The organism is Planococcus shenhongbingii, assembly GCF_030413635.1.
In the GTDB taxonomy this organism is placed as follows: domain Bacteria; phylum Bacillota; class Bacilli; order Bacillales_A; family Planococcaceae; genus Planococcus; species Planococcus shenhongbingii.
Genome location: NZ_CP129235.1, coordinates 564,605 through 581,695, shown reverse-complemented (window position 1 = coordinate 581,695; position 17,091 = coordinate 564,605). Strand labels below are relative to the sequence as shown.

The window sequence follows — 17,091 nt, the reverse complement described above, 5'->3', positions numbered from 1 at the left end:
AATATACAAAAAAAGCCATCTTTGAAAAAGAAGGCTTTACGATTAATAAACTCGTTCCTTTTCATCTGCCAGACATTTGCATGCCTGCTGGAATTAGCACCTGACCATAAATGGCTGGTTGCTGAAGCGTCATAGGGCCAGTCCCTCGACTTCTCTCGATAAGAATTCACTATTCAGTTGTTATTCCACTTTAACAGGCAGTTGGATTCCTTCTGATTGAATTTTCAATTTATATTTTTAAATCGTACCTGCATCCAGGCTTCAGGTCAAGTTTATTTGTTGAAAAAGAAAGAACTTTCTGTGTTAAGTCGTCAGATTCTTTATATATAAGTTGAACTGATGGTTTTTAGCTGTGATTATTTCGCATGAGTCATATACCAGTTGTAAGCATCTGAATCTAATGTCTTCAAAGAGTAATCATCAATCTCTTCAATTTTGCAATAGGGTTTAGCAAAGCCGCCATTACCATAGACACACTCATTCCTAACCGAAATATCTGTCAGTAAATAGACATTTCCTTCTTCGTTATACAAAGCATAGATAACCGATTCTTTATTATGCTTCTTAATGAGCATTATTTCCTGCAGCGGTATTTCGTATTTAAGATACTTAAAAACCTGATACATCTGGACCCGATTCTCTTCTTTAATTAAATACTTCATAACAACCTCCATGCTAATTTTAAAGCAAGGACTAAATTTTTAATAATGTCCCCGATTCCTTTCTTCAAGAACCCGCACTATTAAACTATTCCACCTGCTGCTTTAAGTATATTTTTTACCGATCTTCTTTAGCTTATCATAATTTTCCGATTTTTATATTTCTATTATGGAATGAACTTTGCCGCTTAGGAAAAGAAGGGACATCTAAATATATTTTTATCTAATATATTTCTTAGAACCCCGTCCATGGATTAGGCAAAGCTAGACGGGCACTTTTTCTGATGCTTTTACGGAAGCCCAGGCGGCACCGTTCTTCGCTTTCCCTTCAGACGGATTAATCAGCTTCTGAAAGCTCGATTCTGTAGCCCACTTATAGCGGGGTATTTTTTACAGCTTGTATTGGATCAAACTCGGCTGCGTGAACTTCGAATTTATACCAGGTAAAATCTCCTTCTTCCAATTGCCACGTGATTTCGACTTTAGAAGGAACTTTAATCCCGCCCGCGCTGTGATGTTCTTTGATTTCAGCAACACAAGGTACAAGAGGCGCTTCTGGGCTACTGTCCTTATACCGAAGAGCGATAATTTTTTCCAGCTCGCCGTCTTCCTTAAAATGATAGGTCGCTGAACCTGATACTCCCTGATAATCCATTGTCGCCTTGGCCGTGTTTCCATCAATTTCTTCCCACTTGATATACGGGCTGATGGCGGCAGTCGGATACCAGGACACTTCCATTAAGTACCGCTGCAATGCCGACTGATCGGTTTTATCATTATCCGCTTCTCGGGCGACTGGAAATAGCCCCGCCGCTTTAATGAGCAATTCAGCTTTTCCAGCTTCGAAACTGTCGCGGCCGACGATTTGGATAAAAGGCAGCATGTTCATCTTCACTGTCCAAGTGAATGACGGCGGATCGGTTGTAATGGTCTGTTCAGCTTCAGCTTTTGTCCACTCCTGCTGTTCCGGCTTCAACCTCATCCAGCCAGTTTGCCTTAGAAATATAGTGCGGATTTGGTCCTTTCCTACAATCCCTGCATTTTCCAGCCATTTTTGCACAGGTGCCGGAAGCTGCTCCAGCATCTCTTCTGTAACTTTTTGCGGCTCTGCATCCGGCACTTTTGCCAGCTGCTGCTCAATTTGTTTCTTGCTCTGGCTGCTGAAATTCCACAGCGCCCCTTTATATAACGCGGCCACAGCAACGACGGAAAGTGAAATCGCGACTTTCTTCCTCATCTTACAGCACCTCCATTTTTTCGTTACTACTATATACGCCATCGGGCATGTTTTTCCTGTCAGTAAAAAAGCTTTACGCGAGTTATTTCATTCAAAGCATTTGATTTCTACAATTCAGTCCTTCCTGGTGCTCTGATGTCCTAATCAGTTACTGGATTTCAAATGCTCTCCACTGGAAAGAACTCTTTTAACGTATGAAGCGGCCGGGCATTCGGATGCACTTCAAACGGATGGAACTCGACTCTTCCCAGATGCACCCCCATATTGTATTCTCCAATCACCGAGTCTAAAAGGATGAAGACGAGCGGAATAATTTCCTCTTCATTTTCCTCAGTCAGCCCTTTGATATATAGCATCATATTGACTTCTTCCTGCTCTATATCCTGGAGAGCTGTGTAATAAACATCTTCCCAAGTCAATTCCCTGTTTCCATAATGCACACTGAACTCTTCTACTGAAGGCTGCCGGAATGCAATGATTTCGAAACGATCAAGTTCCGGCATCGTTTCCTGCAAATCAAACACTGCTTCAAAAGCTTCCACTATGCCATCCGCACTAATAATGAACTCGCGTTTTCCGCTTTCCAGCTCTGCGCTGAACTCAAAAGCGAGATGCTTATTCACTTTCTGAAGTTTTTGCTGCAGTTCGTTAAAAAGCTCTTCCCGATTTTCTTCAGCCAATTCAAAATAAGTTTCCTCATTCTCCTCAAACCATTGCCAAAAAGCTTCGATTTTGTTTTTACGTGTGGGCAGCCATTTCATATCATTGATCTCCTTTAGTTAACATTTTTCCTTATTAGATAAACTTATTAACGTTTAAGCTTTTTTTAACCTTACCCCAACTAACTCGGCGTGTTTATACGAAAACAATAAAAATTTCCACTTTTCTAATTATAATGAGCAATCAAGAAGGAGTCTATAAAATATTCCGGGAAAACCTTCCATGCCGCCTTTATCGCGGTGTAAAGAATTAGAGAAATTCTGAAACGGCATTGAGGAAATCATTTGATGGTTCTGCTAGCCTTACAAAATAAAAAAGAGTTGCTGAATAAACACATTCAGCAACTCTTTTCTTCTCACCAAATCGCTGCTTGTCAGTTAGATGAGATTTATAATCCAGTTATTTTCTATATTTCAAAGCCAAGCCTTTCAGGAAATTCCGTGCATAGCGGTCGCCGCAGACGCTGTAATTTTTATGTCCCTGCTTTCTCAGGATTCCGCCCATTTCGCTTTTGGACACAGTGACGCCAGCAAGTTTCAAGATGTCGAGCATGTCATCACTTGTCAGCTGCAAAGCGATTTTCACTTTTTTCAATAATAAATTATTGGAAGGTTCATTCGTCAACGGCGGCTGTTCAGGCTGTCCCGGTTTTGGATCCTGTCTGCCTCTTTTGTGGACAATCAAGCCGTTTAAGAAAGACTCCAGCATGGCATTATCCAAAGGAATATGATTTTCACTTTCTTTAACATCCTCTTCTTCCGGCGTTTTCGTCAGCACTTTCAGCACTTCTTCTTTCGACAGCTCAACACCGCCAAGTTTGAAGATTTCCACCATATCAGTATTTTTTATATCAAGGGCGTACCTTAATCTAATCAGTAAGTCATTATTATCCATTTAAAATCCTCCTATTGCATACTTTCAAAATTTCCATCCATATAAGTTGAACCAACTATTTTAGCTGCGAAGCCATTGGCCGAGGGTTGTGAGGCCAGTGGTTTTGCGACGAAGCTAGCGTAGCGATGCAGGAGCACATGTTTTAAGGCCGATGGCTCATCACGGAAGTCCTGCCCAAAACGGCGTAGCGGCTTCTAAAAGTATCCTTCTTTAATTCAACCTATCCCCTATATCCACCCCTAATAATAGCATAAAAAGCCTTCCATCAAAGGGCTTAACTGATGAAAGGCTCTTTATGCTAATCACTTTCCTGCTTCTTGATAAACCTCATCTTTCGAATGAAAGCCATCTGCGATGACTGTATCGACCAAGTTACCAGCATCCACTGCCGTAGGCGCCAGCAAAATCGACGGCACTTCGGTTTTTCCGTTATTGACGCTGACCGATGTCATGACTTCTTCGCCTTTGGCCAGCTGGATTGCGAGCTCCGCCACTTGTGTGGTCAAGTTCTGAATCGGTTTGTAAACGGTCATGGTCTGTGTGCCGGTGACAATGCGCTGTACCGCCGCCAATTCAGCGTCCTGGCCTGCGACTGGAATTTCCCCGCTCAATCCCTGCGCTTCCAAAGCTTTGATAACGCCGCCGGCAGTTGCATCATTAGCGGCAATTACCGCGTCGATTTGATTGTTATTGGCTTTGAGTGCTTCGGCCATATTGGCCAAGGCGTTTTCTGGCGCCCAATCTTCGGTCCATTGATCATAGACGATTTTAATATCTCCCCGGTCGATAGCCGGCTGGAGTACATCAAGAACGCCTTTCTTGATCAAATGGACGTTATTGTCTGTCGGGGCTCCTCCGATATAGACATAATTCCCTTTCGGCACGGCTTCTAAAATTGCCTGGGCCTGCAGCTTCCCTACTTGTTCATTGTCGAATGATACATATAAATCGATGGCGGCATTTTTCACGAGGCGGTCGTAGGCGATGACTTTGATGCCTGCCTTATGCGCTTTATGGACGATGGCTGCTGTAGCTTCAGCATTGTGCGGCACAATTACCAGTACATCGATGCCTCCCTGGATCAGCGTTTCTGCCTGGGAGATTTGAAGAGCGTCATTGCCGTTCGCCGCCACAATCTCCACTTCCGCCCCGAGGGCCTTAGCCGCTTCCCGGAACAAGTCCCGGTCTTTCAGCCAGCGTTCTTCTTTTAATGTGTCCATTGAGAATCCAATTTTGATTGGACCTTCTTTTTCTGTCTCTGAGGGAACCGGCGTTTCTTTCTGCGCTTCCGGTTCACCGCCGTTACAAGCTGCCAGCAAACATGCAGCGAATAAGACACCCAGCAATTTGACCATTCGGGACCAGATAGGCTCCATGGGCTTTTCCTCCCTACTCTTCCTTGATGCCCAAAAGCGTTTTGCGGTATTCTTTCGGTGAAACATCGTACATTTTTTTAAACACCTTGCTGAAATAATTCGGTTCATGATAGCCGATTTCAATTGAAATCTCCTTCAAGCTTTTTTGAGGATCGGACAGCAGGTTTTTTGCCCGTTCCATCCGGCAGGCTGTCAGGAACTCAATATAATTGACCCCCAGTTTTTCTTTGAACATCTTGCTGATGTAAATCGGGCTTAAGTCGACTTTTCTCGCTAAAGTATCCAAAGAGATGTCTTCATCGGAATGCTCCCGGATCCATTGTTTGATCTGATGGATTTTGTCCACTTCGAGCCGCCCGCAATGGCCCATATACAATTGCTTCATCCCTTCCAGCAATTGCTTTGTATCGCCACACAATTGGCGGTAATCCTGAGCCTGGACCGAGTAAAAAGGCGCTGCCGCCTCCACGCCCATTTCTTCCATGACGCGGGAAGTGATCCACAGCACTTCAAGTGCCCGCTGCTGGGCAAGAACGACATTCGCACCTTGCTGTTCGAAACGCCGGATCAAGTCGTATACGATTTGATCTATGCACTCCCATTCTCCTAACCGGACATAATCGAACAGTTTCTTTTCCTGCTGTTTGATAAAAGCAGAATCGCTTACTGTATCAAGGACCGGCACATCGGAATAAAAGCGGTATTTTGAAGGGATAGCCAAATCCATTGTCGCAATCAGCGATTTCTGATAGGAATTCCGGATGTCTTCCAACGAATCGCATTCGATGCCGATGCCTATAAACCAGTCTTCCGGCTGGCACTCTGCTGAAATCGATAAAATGTCTTTAGCCAGTCGAATCGCCTGCAAGCGGAATGACGAGCCCGCTTCACGGAATACGATAATCGGCAGCTGGCGGCCGTATAATGCCCCGACCCAGGCGTTGCCCTTTTGCCGGATATGCTCTTTAATCGCCGAATACGAACTTTCACAGCCTTCTGGAATCAGCACTGTCATGACGAACTTTTCATTGGCTGCTTTAATTTCGAGCATTTCCACCAGCATATCGATATGCACTTCATGGACATGGTCAAAAAGCAATTGGGTCACGACATCCGTTTCGACTATGCTCAATGCCCGCTGGAAATCATCCTGTTCTTGCTGCCGCACAGCTGAATCCTGCTCTTTTTGCTGCTGCTGTTCAAGCAGCTTGCCCACAGTCGCCACAATTTCACTGGCTTTGCTCGGCTTCAGCAAATAGTCTTTGACACCCAGTTTGATGGCTTGGCGTGCATAATCGAACATATCAAAAGCCGTGACCATGACAAACTGAATGTCCTGGCGGCTGCGCTGAATCTGTTCTATCGCCTCCAGACCCGTCATGCCAGGCATCATGATATCCATAAATACCCAGTCCGGCTGCCAGGTTTCGGCTATTTCAATTGCCGATTTTCCATTTTTCGCTTGCCTGAACTCGAAATCCGGATAGGTTTTTTGCAGAATCGCCTGCATTCCATCACGTTCAATCGGTTCGTCATCCACTATGAGAAGTTTGACCATGATTTTGTGCTCCTTTTACTTTTGGTAGTTTCAACGTGATTTTTGTCCCTTTTCCAATACCGCTGTCAATTTCCACCAGGTTTTCACGTCCGTAGAAAAGCTGCAGCCTTTTTAGCACATTGCTGAAACCGATGCCGGTCGAATGCCCTTCTTTCGACACAACAGCTTGTTCAAGCAGCTGGCGCTGTTTTTCTTCGTCCATGCCCTGTCCGTCATCTGCGATTTCAATCCAAATTTCATCTTCGACTTCCTGGATGCGGAACCAAATTTGGCCGCCGTCTTCTTCCGGCTCGATGGCATGGATTACGGCATTTTCAATTAATGGCTGAAGCGTCAGACCCGGAATCTGGAAACCCAGCGAAGATTCCTCTATTTCCGCGTGAAACTGCAGCCGGTCGCTGTAGCGCGCTTTTTGGATGTCCATGTATTGCTGCAGCACATAAACTTCCTCGTATAGAGAAACTGCCCGGTCCATCCGTTTTAAATTGTAGCGGAGCAGCCCGGCCACACTGACCAGCAAATCGCTCGTTTCTTCTGCTCCATCCAAATAGGCCTTTTTCGATAGCGTATTTAAGGTATTGAATAGAAAATGCGGGTTGATTTGGTTTTGCAGGTTTCGCAGCTGGCTTTCTTGAAGCAATAATTTGCTTTCCTGCAGTTCCCGTTCAAGCTGCGCTTTTTTCTGGATTTCCAAAATCAATGTATTGATATTGCCGCGCATATGGTCAAAGGTTTTGGCCAAAAATGAAATTTCATCGTTCGAATCAACTTTGATGGGCTGGTCAAAATGGCCTTTCGCCAACTCGTTAGCCGCTTTTGTCAATTGCTGCACCGGTCTGGTAATGCTGATGGAAAACAAATACGTAAACAGCAGCAAACAGGCAGTAATCAATAACAGCAGCCAGAAACCCAGTTTTTCCAGCTCTGTTGACTGGTCGATGATGCCGCGGTAAAAACGTTCATAGGTTTTCAATTCGGTATCAAAAATCGTCAGCGTCATTTCCGAAATATACATCGAAATGCTGGTAGCTTCCGCAAATTCAGCGAGTGCCGATTCAGCTTCCTCTTGCTCTTGGAACATCACCGAACGATCCACCGTTTCAATAAAACTGTCAATCAAGTGGCTATAGTTTGTCAGTGTTAATTCGTTTTCCACATTGCGGAGGTCATATACTGTCGACTGGACCGTGAGCAGGCGTTCCCGGCTTTCTTCGAGCTGGGCTTTATTGCCATCGGTTGGAATCATCAAATAACGGTTCAAGTCTGCCACGATTTCCTGGCTGGCACTGGTCACTTCATTCATTTGCAAATAACGCTGCAAAATGTCGTTGTACTGCGTCTGCATTTTCTGATTGTAAAAAGTCAGTGTCAGCCAGATGGCGACCATGATGGCAAGAACTACGGAAGCGAGCACCCAAATCTTTTTCTGGATCGTATTCATGGGCGTTCACGCACCCCTTCCAGAATCCGGATATCCGTGAAATAACCATCGGGATTTAACGGGACCTCCTCGTTTTTTATCCATTTCATCATCAGCTCGACACTCAGCTGCCCCATTTTTTCCGGTGACTGGCCAATAACGGCATCCAAGCCTCCTTGTCTGAGCAATGCGGAAATATCGGCACCGTCATCGAACGAATAAATATGGAACGGTTCAAGCTTGGCACGCCGGCTGATTTCCTGCATCATCGTGCCGACATGGTTGGTGTTGAGCGCGATGAAAGCATCCGCTTCCGGCACTTGGTTGAGCACATTCTGAGTCGCTTCAATCACTTCTTCATCTGAATTGCCGCTTTTCACCAGAACTGTGGATATGCCGGGATAAGCCCTCAATACTTCATCCATTCCGCGCATGCGCTGCTGTTGGCTATAAGCCTGTTCGACATCGCTCAATAGGATGGCCTGCCCTTCACTTCCCATATCTTTTACCAATTGCTCAGCAAGCAATTTTCCTGCCTGATAATGGTCAGAACCCACATACGTTTTCCGCAAACTTTCCGCGACTGGCACGTCGTTAGCTATCGTAATTACCGGTATTCCGTAAAATGCCGCTTTGATTTTCGTCAGTTCTTTGAATTCCGCTGTATCAAGTCCTTGAACGACAACACCATCCACTTTTGAATGAAGTGCAATTTCAATCTGCTTTAAAAATTCATCGGAATCATTGCCGTAACTTCCCCACACTTCCAAACTAACGCCTTCTTTTCCGGCTTGTTTGGCTGCTCCTGCCCCTACTTGATTCCAGAACGGCGTTTTCAATTCCTGGGTAATCAAAACCAAGCGATAACTGTCCTGGTCTTCAGGAACAGCAGCAGGCAATTGCCAATCCGAACGGAATGCTTTTCCGGCTGACATAAAAGTAAAAAAACCTAAAACCGCACAGAGCATACAAAGGACAATTATGACTTTTTTTCTCATGTTGTGCAGCTCCTTTTCAACATGCTAATTGCTTTCATCATATCACTTGACAGAAAATTCACAATACTTAACCGGCATATAAAAAGAGCATCTACACCATGAGATGCTCTCAGTTTTTTTAGTTAGAAATCTTAAGCCCGCTGCTTTCTTGTCAACACATCGAAAATAACGGCCAAAGCCAGAACACCACCGCGAATCATGTATTGATAGGAGATTCCGGTTCCAAGCAAGTTCATGCCGCTCGACAGTGAAGCCATGACGATGGCACCAATAATGGCACCGGTCACTTTCCCGACACCGCCTGCTGAAGAAACCCCACCGACATAAGCTGCGGCAATGGCATCCAGCTCGAACAACGTGCCCGCTGTAGTCGTTGCCGATTGCAGCCGTGAAGTGAACAGGATGCCGGAAAGGGCTGCAAGCATCCCCATTGAAGCAAAAACGAAGAGCGTGATTTTCGTGACGTTGATGCCGCTCAAATGGGCGGCTTCCGGATTGCTCCCAACGGCGTAAATATTACGCCCAAGCACCGTTTTCGTCGCCAGGAAATGATACACGACAACGACCAGCAGCATGATGACAACCGTCCAGGAAAAACCATTATAACCGGCAAGAATCCAAGTAATATAACCAATGATAAAGGATACAAAAACCAGTTTTACGATGAAAATCTTAAAGGAAACCACTTCGAAGCCATACTTCGCTTTGTTGCGGCGGTTGGAAATTTCGCTGTAGATATACAGCAAAATCCCTGCAAGCCCCACCAATAGCGACAATAGGTGCAGTTCGTTGATTTCCATGAGCGACGGGATAAATCCATTGCCGAGTGCGTTAAAGCCATCGTCATTGACGATGATCGTCCCGGTGCCTTCAGTGACATTCAATAATGCACCGCGGAAAAACAGCATCCCGGCAAGTGTTGCCACAAAGGCTGGAATGCCGACTTTCGCAATTAAAAATCCATTGAACAAGCCGATAATTACGCCAAATAGCAGTACGAGCGGAATCACCAGAAATACGGACATTCCCATCTGCGAAAGGAAAATCGCGGCGACTGCACCTAAGAATCCAGCTAAAAACCCGACCGACAAGTCGATGTGCCGGATTACAATGACCAATGTCATTCCCACTGCCAGAACCGCGATATACCCTGTTGAATCTAATAAATTACTGATGTTCCGGGACGATATGAACAAACCGTCTGTCATAACGGTAAACGTCAGTATAATGACAAGCAATGCGATATACATACCGTAATCGCGGATATTCGCTTTGATCAGGTGTTTTGCTTCTGCTAAAAAGCCCATTATCCCTACCCCCTATTGCGTCGCAAGTTCCATAATAGCTTCCTGAGTCGTTTCTTCTATTGTCAATTCACCTTTTATGGCACCTTCCGCCATGACATAGACGCGGTCGCTCATGCCGATGATTTCATTCAATTCTGATGAGATCATGATGATGCTCAATCCTTCTTTGATCAGCTGATTCATGATGGTATAAATCTCGAATTTCGCCCCGACATCAATTCCGCGCGTCGGTTCATCCAAGATCAAAATCTTAGGTCCGGTAAATAGCCATTTGCCGAGCGATACTTTTTGCTGATTACCTCCACTCAGTTTTCCAACCGCCTGCTCAAGCGAATTCGCTTTGATGCGCAGTGAGTTTTTATAGTCTGTCCCAACTTTCACTTCCTCATTCAAATTGAGAACGCCTCTTGTCGAAATTCCTTTCAGATGCGCCGCCGTGACATTGTTCTTGATGTCTTTGATCAGAAACAGCCCATTTCCTTTACGGTCCTCGGTGACATAAGCAATTCCCGCCTTAATCGCATCGCTTGTATGTTTCAGTGTTCGCTGTTTCCCGAAGACCTGAAGCTCGCCTTGCAGCCTATAGTTTTTGGGATTGCCGAAAATGCTCAATGCAAGCTCTGTGCGGCCCGACCCCATTAATCCTGCAATACCGATGATTTCCCCTTTTTTCACTTCCAGATTGGCGTGTTTCACCACTTGGCGTGCGAGTTCCGGATCATAAGCCGACCAGTCTTTTACTTGAAGAACAGTCTCTCCTATTTTCTTGTCTGGCCGTTTTGGAAAGATATCTTCAATTTCACGGCCCACCATGTTTTTAATGATGATGCTTTCCGAAAGCTCTCCTTTATGGGCGTCCAAGGTGATAATGGTTTTGCCATCACGCAAAATCGTCGCCTTATCAGCGATTGAAATAACTTCCTTCAATTTATGGGAAATCATAATGCACGTGATTCCCTGGCTTTTCAGTTCCTTCAATAATTCCAATAAATTTTCGCTGTCGTTTTCATTTAATGCAGCTGTCGGTTCATCAAGAATCAGCAGTTTCACGTCTTTACTGAGCGATTTGGCGATTTCAACCAATTGCTGTTTACCTACACCTAATTCCTTGATCAAAGTTTCCGGATCCACTTTCAATTTCACTTTCTGCAGTAATTTTGTAGACTGGACAATGGTTTCATTCCAGTCGACAAAAGGGCCTTTCCGGATTTCGTTGCCGGCAAAGATATTTTCATAGACCGTCAAATCCGGAAACAATGCGAGCTCTTGATAAATGATGCCGATACCGGCTTTAACGCTGTCGTTGATTTCATTGAACTGCTGCACTTTCCCTTCGAACACAATATCGCCTTCATATGTGCCATAAGGATAAACACCGCTCAAGACTTTCATGAGCGTCGATTTACCAGCGCCGTTCTCTCCGATCAAGCAATGGATTTCTCCCCGTTCCACTTTGAAATTCACATCTGACAAAGCTTTTACACCGGTGAATGACTTGGATATATTTTTCATCTCCAGAATATAGTCGCTCATTTCTTCGCCTCCTTGCGCAAACACCAAGGAATGGAGAAATAGTGATAGAAGTTTCTATCACTATTTCTTCCGCCCTATGTGATTTTTTACTCTAAGCCCGTAAACTCATCTGCTTTATAATAATCGGAATCAATCAATTCTTCTTTGGCGTTTTCTTTATCCACTACAATTACAGGTGTTTGTTTCGCTTTTACTTCTGTTGTTCCGTTATCGTAAGAACCGGTCGTTTCAGGTGTATTGCCGTCTAAAACTTCAACAGCCATTCCCATTGCGTCTTCAACCAGTGTACGGACATCTTTGAATACGGTCATCGATTGTTTTTCATCAAGAATGTACTGGACTGATGCTTTTTCAGCGTCTTGCCCTGTAATCATGTAATCAGTCACTGCAGCGTCTGAAGCGAACACGTCCGCAATGGCACGCGCAGTCCCATCATTCGGTGCCAAGATCGCTACATTGCCTTTCATATCGTCGCCGACGGAAGTCAGGTGGGTCTGAGCTTTGTTTTTCGATTCGTTCGGATCCCAGCTGGTTGTTACTTGGCCGATGATTTGGCTCAATTGGTCACGGTCAAGCTCTTTCGTATCTTTTAATGCCTCCGCTTGGCTGGAGTTGGCAATTTTAAATGTGCCGTCTGCAATCTTTGGCTGCAGCACTTCCCATGCACCTTGGAAGAATAAGAATGCGTTGTTATCTGAAGAAGCTCCTGCATACAAGTAAAGCGGTACACCCGTACCTTCCACGTTGTCCAGTAAATATTGCGCTTGTGCAGCACCTACGGCTAATGAATCGAACGTTACATAATAATCGACCGCATCGGTATCAGTGATCAAGCGGTCATACGCGATAACGGTTACGTCATCTTGTTTCGCTGCCTCAACTGCCGCTGCAGCGGCTGCGCCGTCATGCGGGGTGATAATCAACACTTTAATGCCTTTATTCAATAGCGCTTCCACGTTCTCTTTCTCTTTTGCTGAAGACCCTTGGCTGAACAGAATCTCCGTTGAATAATCCGAGTCGGCTAAAGCTGCTTTGAAGCGCTCTTCATCCTGCACCCAGCGCGGTTCATCTTTTGTCGGCAGCACAATTCCGATATCTACGCCTGAACTTGAACCCGAGCCCTCTTCTCCACTTCCACCGCCACCATTACATCCAGCAGCTACCAAGGCGAATATAGCCAAAATCATCAAGAACAAGAAACCCTTTGAATTCTTTCTCATCTTCTTACCCCTCTCCTTTTATGAAAGTTAAGTTCATATTTAGTATAATTCCGCTAAATCTTAATGTAAGCGCTATCATAAGTATTCTTTTAACATTAACTGTAATTTTTTATCTTTTAAACTGTTTATAATAGATGATTTTCTAAAAGAATCGGTTGATTTTCATTGCACCAGAGACTCTAGCGGGCCAGTGTAAGCGACGAGGTTGCCGATTGGAAAAGCCGCTCGGACGCTTTAGGCATGGCTTTCACAGGAAGCTGAGCACAAACCGCTCATCTTCCTGCTTCGCCTAGCCTTTAGGCACGCCTCGCTTGGTGAAGGTTTCATTAGTCTTCAAGAAAGGTGCGACTGCTTCTAACCTTGGAATGATCAATACTAAGTAAAGCGGCATCCTGCCGCTTTTGTTCTGCATAGAAATAACCAGCATACAAGGTGGCAACCCGTGAAATGAGCGGAAGGCGGCGACTCCAGCGGGAATAGAGGTCCAGGCGAGACCCCGCAGGGCGAAGTCCGAGGAGGCTTGCGGACCTCCCGTGGAAAGCGTCCGCCTGAAGCGAATGAAACGGCGTTCATGCTCTCTCCCCCAAAAAAGAGGCTACCTTTTTAGACAGCTCTAGGTGTTTAAATTTAATAATTATATTTGTTGAACTAAAGATCATCACTTGCTAATTCTCTGTAAAACAGCAACGAAGTGCACAACACTGCAACTCACTTGCTTAAAGTGAAAACCATCCTAACTAAAAAACCCACCCGTAAAATGAAACTTTACGGGTGGGTTTGGCTGATAGAGATTAATTTAATTTTAATTCATTCACTCAGGTGTGCGAATGACCAGAACATCGCATTTAGCTGAACGGACGATTGCTTCCGACACAGAACCAAGAAGGAAACGCTCAACGCCGCTCACTCCGGTTGCTCCGCAAATGATCAAGTCCGCACCGGTTAAATCAGAAAGTTCTTTTGTGATCACCGTTTTCGGAGAACCGTATTCGATGACAGCTTTTACGTTTTCAATGCCTTGAAATTCCGCCTTCGATTTGAAGCCATTCAACATTTCTTCCGACATCTTTTGGGCTTTGTCAATGCTGGCGCGGTCATAAGCTTCGAAGGCTCTTGTATCTACCACATTGACCAGGTTCAACACTGAACCTGCATTGCGTTTTGCCACGTCAATGGATTTGCGGAAAGCATATTCCGATTCTGTTGAACCGTCTATTGCTACGACAATATTTTGATAATTATTCGCCATTTTTCTTACTTCCTTTCTCAAACAAATTGAAAGCTGTGAGTTCTATTTAAATCAGTTAATAGTTGCGCTTGGCTTCTTAAGGAATAGCGACAGCACAACATTAATGATGGCAAAGATTAAGCTGACAGTAAAGACAAGCGACGATCCTGAGGCTGCGGCTTCAGCGGGTGCTGCAGACGTTGTTGCCAATAAGCTTCCTTGTCTTGCGGCCATAAGCGAGACCATTACTGCAATACCGATTGCTCCAGCTACTTGCTGGATCGTTTGAGTGATTGCGATGCCATCCGGGTACAAACGTTTCGGCAGAGAGTTCAGCGTGTTCGTCTGAACAGAAGCAAGAACGGCCCCGACTCCAAGCATCATAATGATGAAGGTCACGACAATCAGCCAAACAGGCGTCGCTGTGCCAAATTGTGCATACAGGACATATCCGATTGCGACTAAAATTGTGCCCGGTGTGATAATTACACGCGGTCCGTATTTGTCAAAGAAGCGTCCGATAAACGGTGCTAGTATACAGTTCAGCAAGCTTCCTGGAAGAAGCACTAAGCCTGTTGCAAAAGCAGCCATTAGAAGCGCCATTTGCATATACATCGGCAAGATCACAAGCATTGACAGCATATTAAAGAACGTGATGAAACTCATGAACACTCCAAGGACGAAAAGTGGATAACGGAATGCTCTTAAGTTCAGCATCGGATTTTCCATCTTCATTTGGCGGACTGCAAAAAGAACGATTGCCAGAAGTCCGATGATGATTGACCCCATAACAGTTGCACTTGTCCAGCCGGATTCACCGGCCATACTGACTCCGTACACCACTCCACCGAATCCGATGGTCGAAAGGATGACAGATAATGCATCAATTGAAACTTTACGGATTTCATTAACATTCGGAAGATAAACAATTCCGAAAATAAGAGAGAACAATAAGAACGGTGTTGTCACCCAGAAAATCCATTCCCAAGATAATGTATCTAAAATAAGTCCTGCAATTGTTGGTCCGAGAGCCGGTCCAGCCAACATAACTAATCCCATGACACCCATTGCCGCTCCGCGTTTATTTGGCGGGAAGATGGTAAAAATCACATTTTGTGTTAAAGGCAAGTTGATGGCTAAGCCAGCTGCCTGAATAATACGGCCGATCAGTAATACGCTGAATACAGGTGCTAATGCTGCGATGATTGTACCGCCTAATAGCAGCACAACTGAAGTAATAAACATTTGGCGTGTGGTGAATTTTTGCATCAAGATACCGGACACTGGCACTAATATCCCTAACGTTAAAAAGTAACCTGTTGCTAACCATTGAACCGTTGTCGCGTTGACGCCAAATATCTGGCTTAAATCTCCTAAAGCGATATTTAATGCCGTTTCGCTAAAAAGTCCGACAAAGCCTGCCACTAAAAGGGCTGCCATGATCGGGCCTGTTTTGATTTGCTCTTTAATTTTCGTGCCTGTTGCAGTTTGTGTAGTAGTCACTTATTCATACTCCTCTAATCAAATTGGCCTTGCTGATGAAACACTCGCTTTCAAACGGAAAAGCGACACTGGAAGTTTCTTCATTTTCAGATGACTCGATTCAACGTGCTATTTCCGTCGTGCACCTCTATGTCATCATCAATTGGTTTACTATATCAAAATTTTTCTTTTAATGTCAACCTGGTTGACAATATTTAATTTTTCTGTTTTTATCAACTTAGTTGACAATTTTAAAATTTTCTGTTATCATTAAAAGAATTGATTGCTAAAAGAATTGAGAATGTTTGTTAGGAGGACCAAATGTTTAATATTGGGGATTTGATTATTTATTCCGTACACGGCATTTGCAGAATTGACGATATTAACGAAAAGACCGTTTCAGGCATTACCAAACAGTATTACGAATTGCATCCATTGGAAAATAGCCAGCGTGTAACAATCAGTACACCCGTCGACAATGATAAAGTGGTGATGCTTGAGATGCTTGACAAAGATGAAGCGATGCAGCTGATTGAAACATTTAAAGAGCCGGAGATGGAGTGGAATGATAACTCCAACAAGCGCCTTGCCTTTTTTACAGACTTGCTTAATACAGGTGACCGGAAAGAAATTGCCCGAGCGGTCAATACGCTGATGCGTAAAAAGATAGAAGCTAAAAAGGAAAACAGAAATCTTTATGAGCGAGACCATAAATATTTGAACACTGCACAGTCTATCCTCTTTCAAGAGTTAGCCATTTCTCTAAATACGACATTTGAAGAAATAAATGCAATGGCAACAAAACTGATTCATGAAAATCAGTAACTTAAAAACCCCCGCTTGCCGTTTGATTCGACAGACGGGGGTTTCTATTTTCAGGGATGGCGGCTTAAATACCCCAATCCAATTTTAAGATGTCTTTAAGGACTTGTACTTGTTCCACACCAATCTGATCAGCAATTCTTTTTTCCAGCTGGGCTTTCAGCCCTTCGTTCTTTTCATAGCATCCTTCGCCCCATGCTGTTAACTGGATCCACTTCTCTTTCTTGTTGTTCTCTACATTATTAATTTCAACGAGCCCTTTGGCTTCCAGGTTTTTGATGAACTTATGTATCGCCTGCCGGGAAATTTCAACATTTTTTGTGATATATGAAATGGTCGGCTGCTTTTTATAAATCCTTGCCATGATATACCATTCCGAGTTCGAAATATAAATGTCACTTTGGCTGTTCCAGGCTCTCTCCGAGATTCCACGAACTAAACTATGCCGTTCGCTCAATAAATCTATCAAATCTAAATTCTGTAATTCAGAGTTCGAACTCAAACGATTCACTCCCATCAACTTCTTCGCAACCTAATATACAGATTGTGATTGGGAAAGTCAATTTGGTTTACTTTCAACTCTGTACTAAGAATAGACCTCGTGCACTGAGATAAAATGTTTTAAAAAAGGCAGTTT

Annotated in this window: 15 protein-coding genes and 1 riboswitch; of the genes, 1 reads left to right on the top strand and 14 read right to left on the bottom strand. The window is 44.3% G+C overall.

Annotated features, from left to right (window positions below; genetic code table 11):
* Window positions 1–58: 58 nt before the first annotated feature.
* Window positions 59–165, bottom strand: a riboswitch (SAM riboswitch).
* A 191-nt stretch (window positions 166–356) separates the two neighbouring features.
* The 13 genes from QWY16_RS03050 to QWY16_RS02990 all read right to left on the bottom strand — a co-directional run bounded on the left by QWY16_RS03050 (window position 357) and on the right by QWY16_RS02990 (window position 15,590).
* Entirely contained in the window at window positions 357–662 is a 306-nt protein-coding gene (locus tag QWY16_RS03050; protein ID WP_300991381.1) for a hypothetical protein, read from the bottom strand.
* Between the two features lie 370 nt (window positions 663–1,032).
* Window positions 1,033–1,896, bottom strand: a complete 864-nt coding sequence (locus QWY16_RS03045) for a DUF6920 family protein (protein WP_300991380.1) — start codon at window positions 1,894–1,896, stop codon at window positions 1,033–1,035.
* Between the two features lie 158 nt (window positions 1,897–2,054).
* Window positions 2,055–2,657, bottom strand: coding sequence for a hypothetical protein (locus QWY16_RS03040; protein ID WP_300991379.1), 603 nt, complete (start codon window positions 2,655–2,657; stop codon window positions 2,055–2,057).
* Between the two features lie 358 nt (window positions 2,658–3,015).
* Window positions 3,016–3,510 carry a YehS family protein gene (locus QWY16_RS03035; protein ID WP_300991378.1) on the bottom strand — a complete coding sequence of 165 codons (495 nt, stop codon included), beginning with the start codon at window positions 3,508–3,510 and terminating at the stop codon, window positions 3,016–3,018.
* A gap of 302 nt (window positions 3,511–3,812) precedes the next feature.
* On the bottom strand, window positions 3,813–4,886 hold the full coding sequence (gene xylF / locus QWY16_RS03030; RefSeq protein WP_300991377.1) for a D-xylose ABC transporter substrate-binding protein: 1,074 nt from the start codon (window positions 4,884–4,886) through the stop codon (window positions 3,813–3,815).
* Window positions 4,887–4,899: 13 nt separating this feature from the next.
* Window positions 4,900–6,444, bottom strand: a complete 1,545-nt coding sequence (locus QWY16_RS03025; protein ID WP_300991376.1) for a response regulator — start codon at window positions 6,442–6,444, stop codon at window positions 4,900–4,902.
* Complete coding sequence (locus tag QWY16_RS03020) at window positions 6,419–7,885, bottom strand: sensor histidine kinase (protein ID WP_300991375.1); 1,467 nt, start codon at window positions 7,883–7,885, stop codon at window positions 6,419–6,421. The genes QWY16_RS03025 and QWY16_RS03020 overlap by 26 nt, the downstream gene beginning before the upstream one ends.
* On the bottom strand, window positions 7,882–8,862 hold the full coding sequence (locus QWY16_RS03015) for a sugar ABC transporter substrate-binding protein (RefSeq protein WP_300991374.1): 981 nt from the start codon (window positions 8,860–8,862) through the stop codon (window positions 7,882–7,884). Before QWY16_RS03015 ends, QWY16_RS03020 begins: the two co-directional genes overlap by 4 nt.
* A gap of 131 nt (window positions 8,863–8,993) precedes the next feature.
* On the bottom strand, window positions 8,994–10,169 hold the full coding sequence (locus QWY16_RS03010; RefSeq protein WP_300991373.1) for a sugar ABC transporter permease: 1,176 nt from the start codon (window positions 10,167–10,169) through the stop codon (window positions 8,994–8,996).
* A gap of 12 nt (window positions 10,170–10,181) precedes the next feature.
* Window positions 10,182–11,702: an ATP-binding cassette domain-containing protein gene (locus tag QWY16_RS03005; protein WP_300991372.1), complete on the bottom strand. Its 1,521-nt coding sequence runs from the start codon at window positions 11,700–11,702 to the stop codon at window positions 10,182–10,184.
* A gap of 86 nt (window positions 11,703–11,788) precedes the next feature.
* Window positions 11,789–12,922: a sugar ABC transporter substrate-binding protein gene (locus QWY16_RS03000; protein WP_300991370.1), complete on the bottom strand. Its 1,134-nt coding sequence runs from the start codon at window positions 12,920–12,922 to the stop codon at window positions 11,789–11,791.
* A gap of 811 nt (window positions 12,923–13,733) precedes the next feature.
* A complete protein-coding gene (locus QWY16_RS02995; protein WP_300991369.1) occupies window positions 13,734–14,171 on the bottom strand; it encodes a universal stress protein in 438 nt (145 codons plus the stop codon).
* A gap of 51 nt (window positions 14,172–14,222) precedes the next feature.
* On the bottom strand, window positions 14,223–15,590 hold the full coding sequence (locus QWY16_RS02990) for a DHA2 family efflux MFS transporter permease subunit (protein WP_300993253.1): 1,368 nt from the start codon (window positions 15,588–15,590) through the stop codon (window positions 14,223–14,225).
* A gap of 363 nt (window positions 15,591–15,953) precedes the next feature.
* Between QWY16_RS02990 and QWY16_RS02985 the strand changes: the two genes are divergently transcribed.
* A complete protein-coding gene (locus QWY16_RS02985) occupies window positions 15,954–16,457 on the top strand; it encodes a CarD family transcriptional regulator (RefSeq protein WP_300991368.1) in 504 nt (167 codons plus the stop codon).
* A 64-nt stretch (window positions 16,458–16,521) separates the two neighbouring features.
* On the opposite strand, the gene QWY16_RS02980 is transcribed toward QWY16_RS02985, so the two are convergent.
* Window positions 16,522–16,971 (bottom strand): MarR family winged helix-turn-helix transcriptional regulator, encoded by a 450-nt coding sequence (locus tag QWY16_RS02980; protein ID WP_436837178.1) that lies wholly within the window; start codon window positions 16,969–16,971, stop codon window positions 16,522–16,524.
* Window positions 16,972–17,091: the final 120 nt, after the last annotated feature.

Coding starts and splice junctions, on each gene's coding strand:
- QWY16_RS03050 (WP_300991381.1), bottom strand. CDS start 662: ATGAAGTATTTAATTAAAGAAGAGAATCGGGTCCAGATGTATCAGGTT.
- QWY16_RS03045 (WP_300991380.1), bottom strand. CDS start 1,896: ATGAGGAAGAAAGTCGCGATTTCACTTTCCGTCGTTGCTGTGGCCGCG.
- QWY16_RS03040 (WP_300991379.1), bottom strand. CDS start 2,657: ATGAAATGGCTGCCCACACGTAAAAACAAAATCGAAGCTTTTTGGCAA.
- QWY16_RS03035 (WP_300991378.1), bottom strand. CDS start 3,510: ATGGATAATAATGACTTACTGATTAGATTAAGGTACGCCCTTGATATA.
- xylF (WP_300991377.1), bottom strand. CDS start 4,886: ATGGAGCCTATCTGGTCCCGAATGGTCAAATTGCTGGGTGTCTTATTC.
- QWY16_RS03025 (WP_300991376.1), bottom strand. CDS start 6,444: ATGGTCAAACTTCTCATAGTGGATGACGAACCGATTGAACGTGATGGA.
- QWY16_RS03020 (WP_300991375.1), bottom strand. CDS start 7,885: ATGAATACGATCCAGAAAAAGATTTGGGTGCTCGCTTCCGTAGTTCTT.
- QWY16_RS03015 (WP_300991374.1), bottom strand. CDS start 8,862: ATGAGAAAAAAAGTCATAATTGTCCTTTGTATGCTCTGTGCGGTTTTA.
- QWY16_RS03010 (WP_300991373.1), bottom strand. CDS start 10,169: ATGGGCTTTTTAGCAGAAGCAAAACACCTGATCAAAGCGAATATCCGC.
- QWY16_RS03005 (WP_300991372.1), bottom strand. CDS start 11,702: ATGAGCGACTATATTCTGGAGATGAAAAATATATCCAAGTCATTCACC.
- QWY16_RS03000 (WP_300991370.1), bottom strand. CDS start 12,922: ATGAGAAAGAATTCAAAGGGTTTCTTGTTCTTGATGATTTTGGCTATA.
- QWY16_RS02995 (WP_300991369.1), bottom strand. CDS start 14,171: ATGGCGAATAATTATCAAAATATTGTCGTAGCAATAGACGGTTCAACA.
- QWY16_RS02990 (WP_300993253.1), bottom strand. CDS start 15,590: ATGGCAGCCCTTTTAGTGGCAGGCTTTGTCGGACTTTTTAGCGAAACG.
- QWY16_RS02985 (WP_300991368.1), top strand. CDS start 15,954: ATGTTTAATATTGGGGATTTGATTATTTATTCCGTACACGGCATTTGC.
- QWY16_RS02980 (WP_436837178.1), bottom strand. CDS start 16,971: ATGGGAGTGAATCGTTTGAGTTCGAACTCTGAATTACAGAATTTAGAT.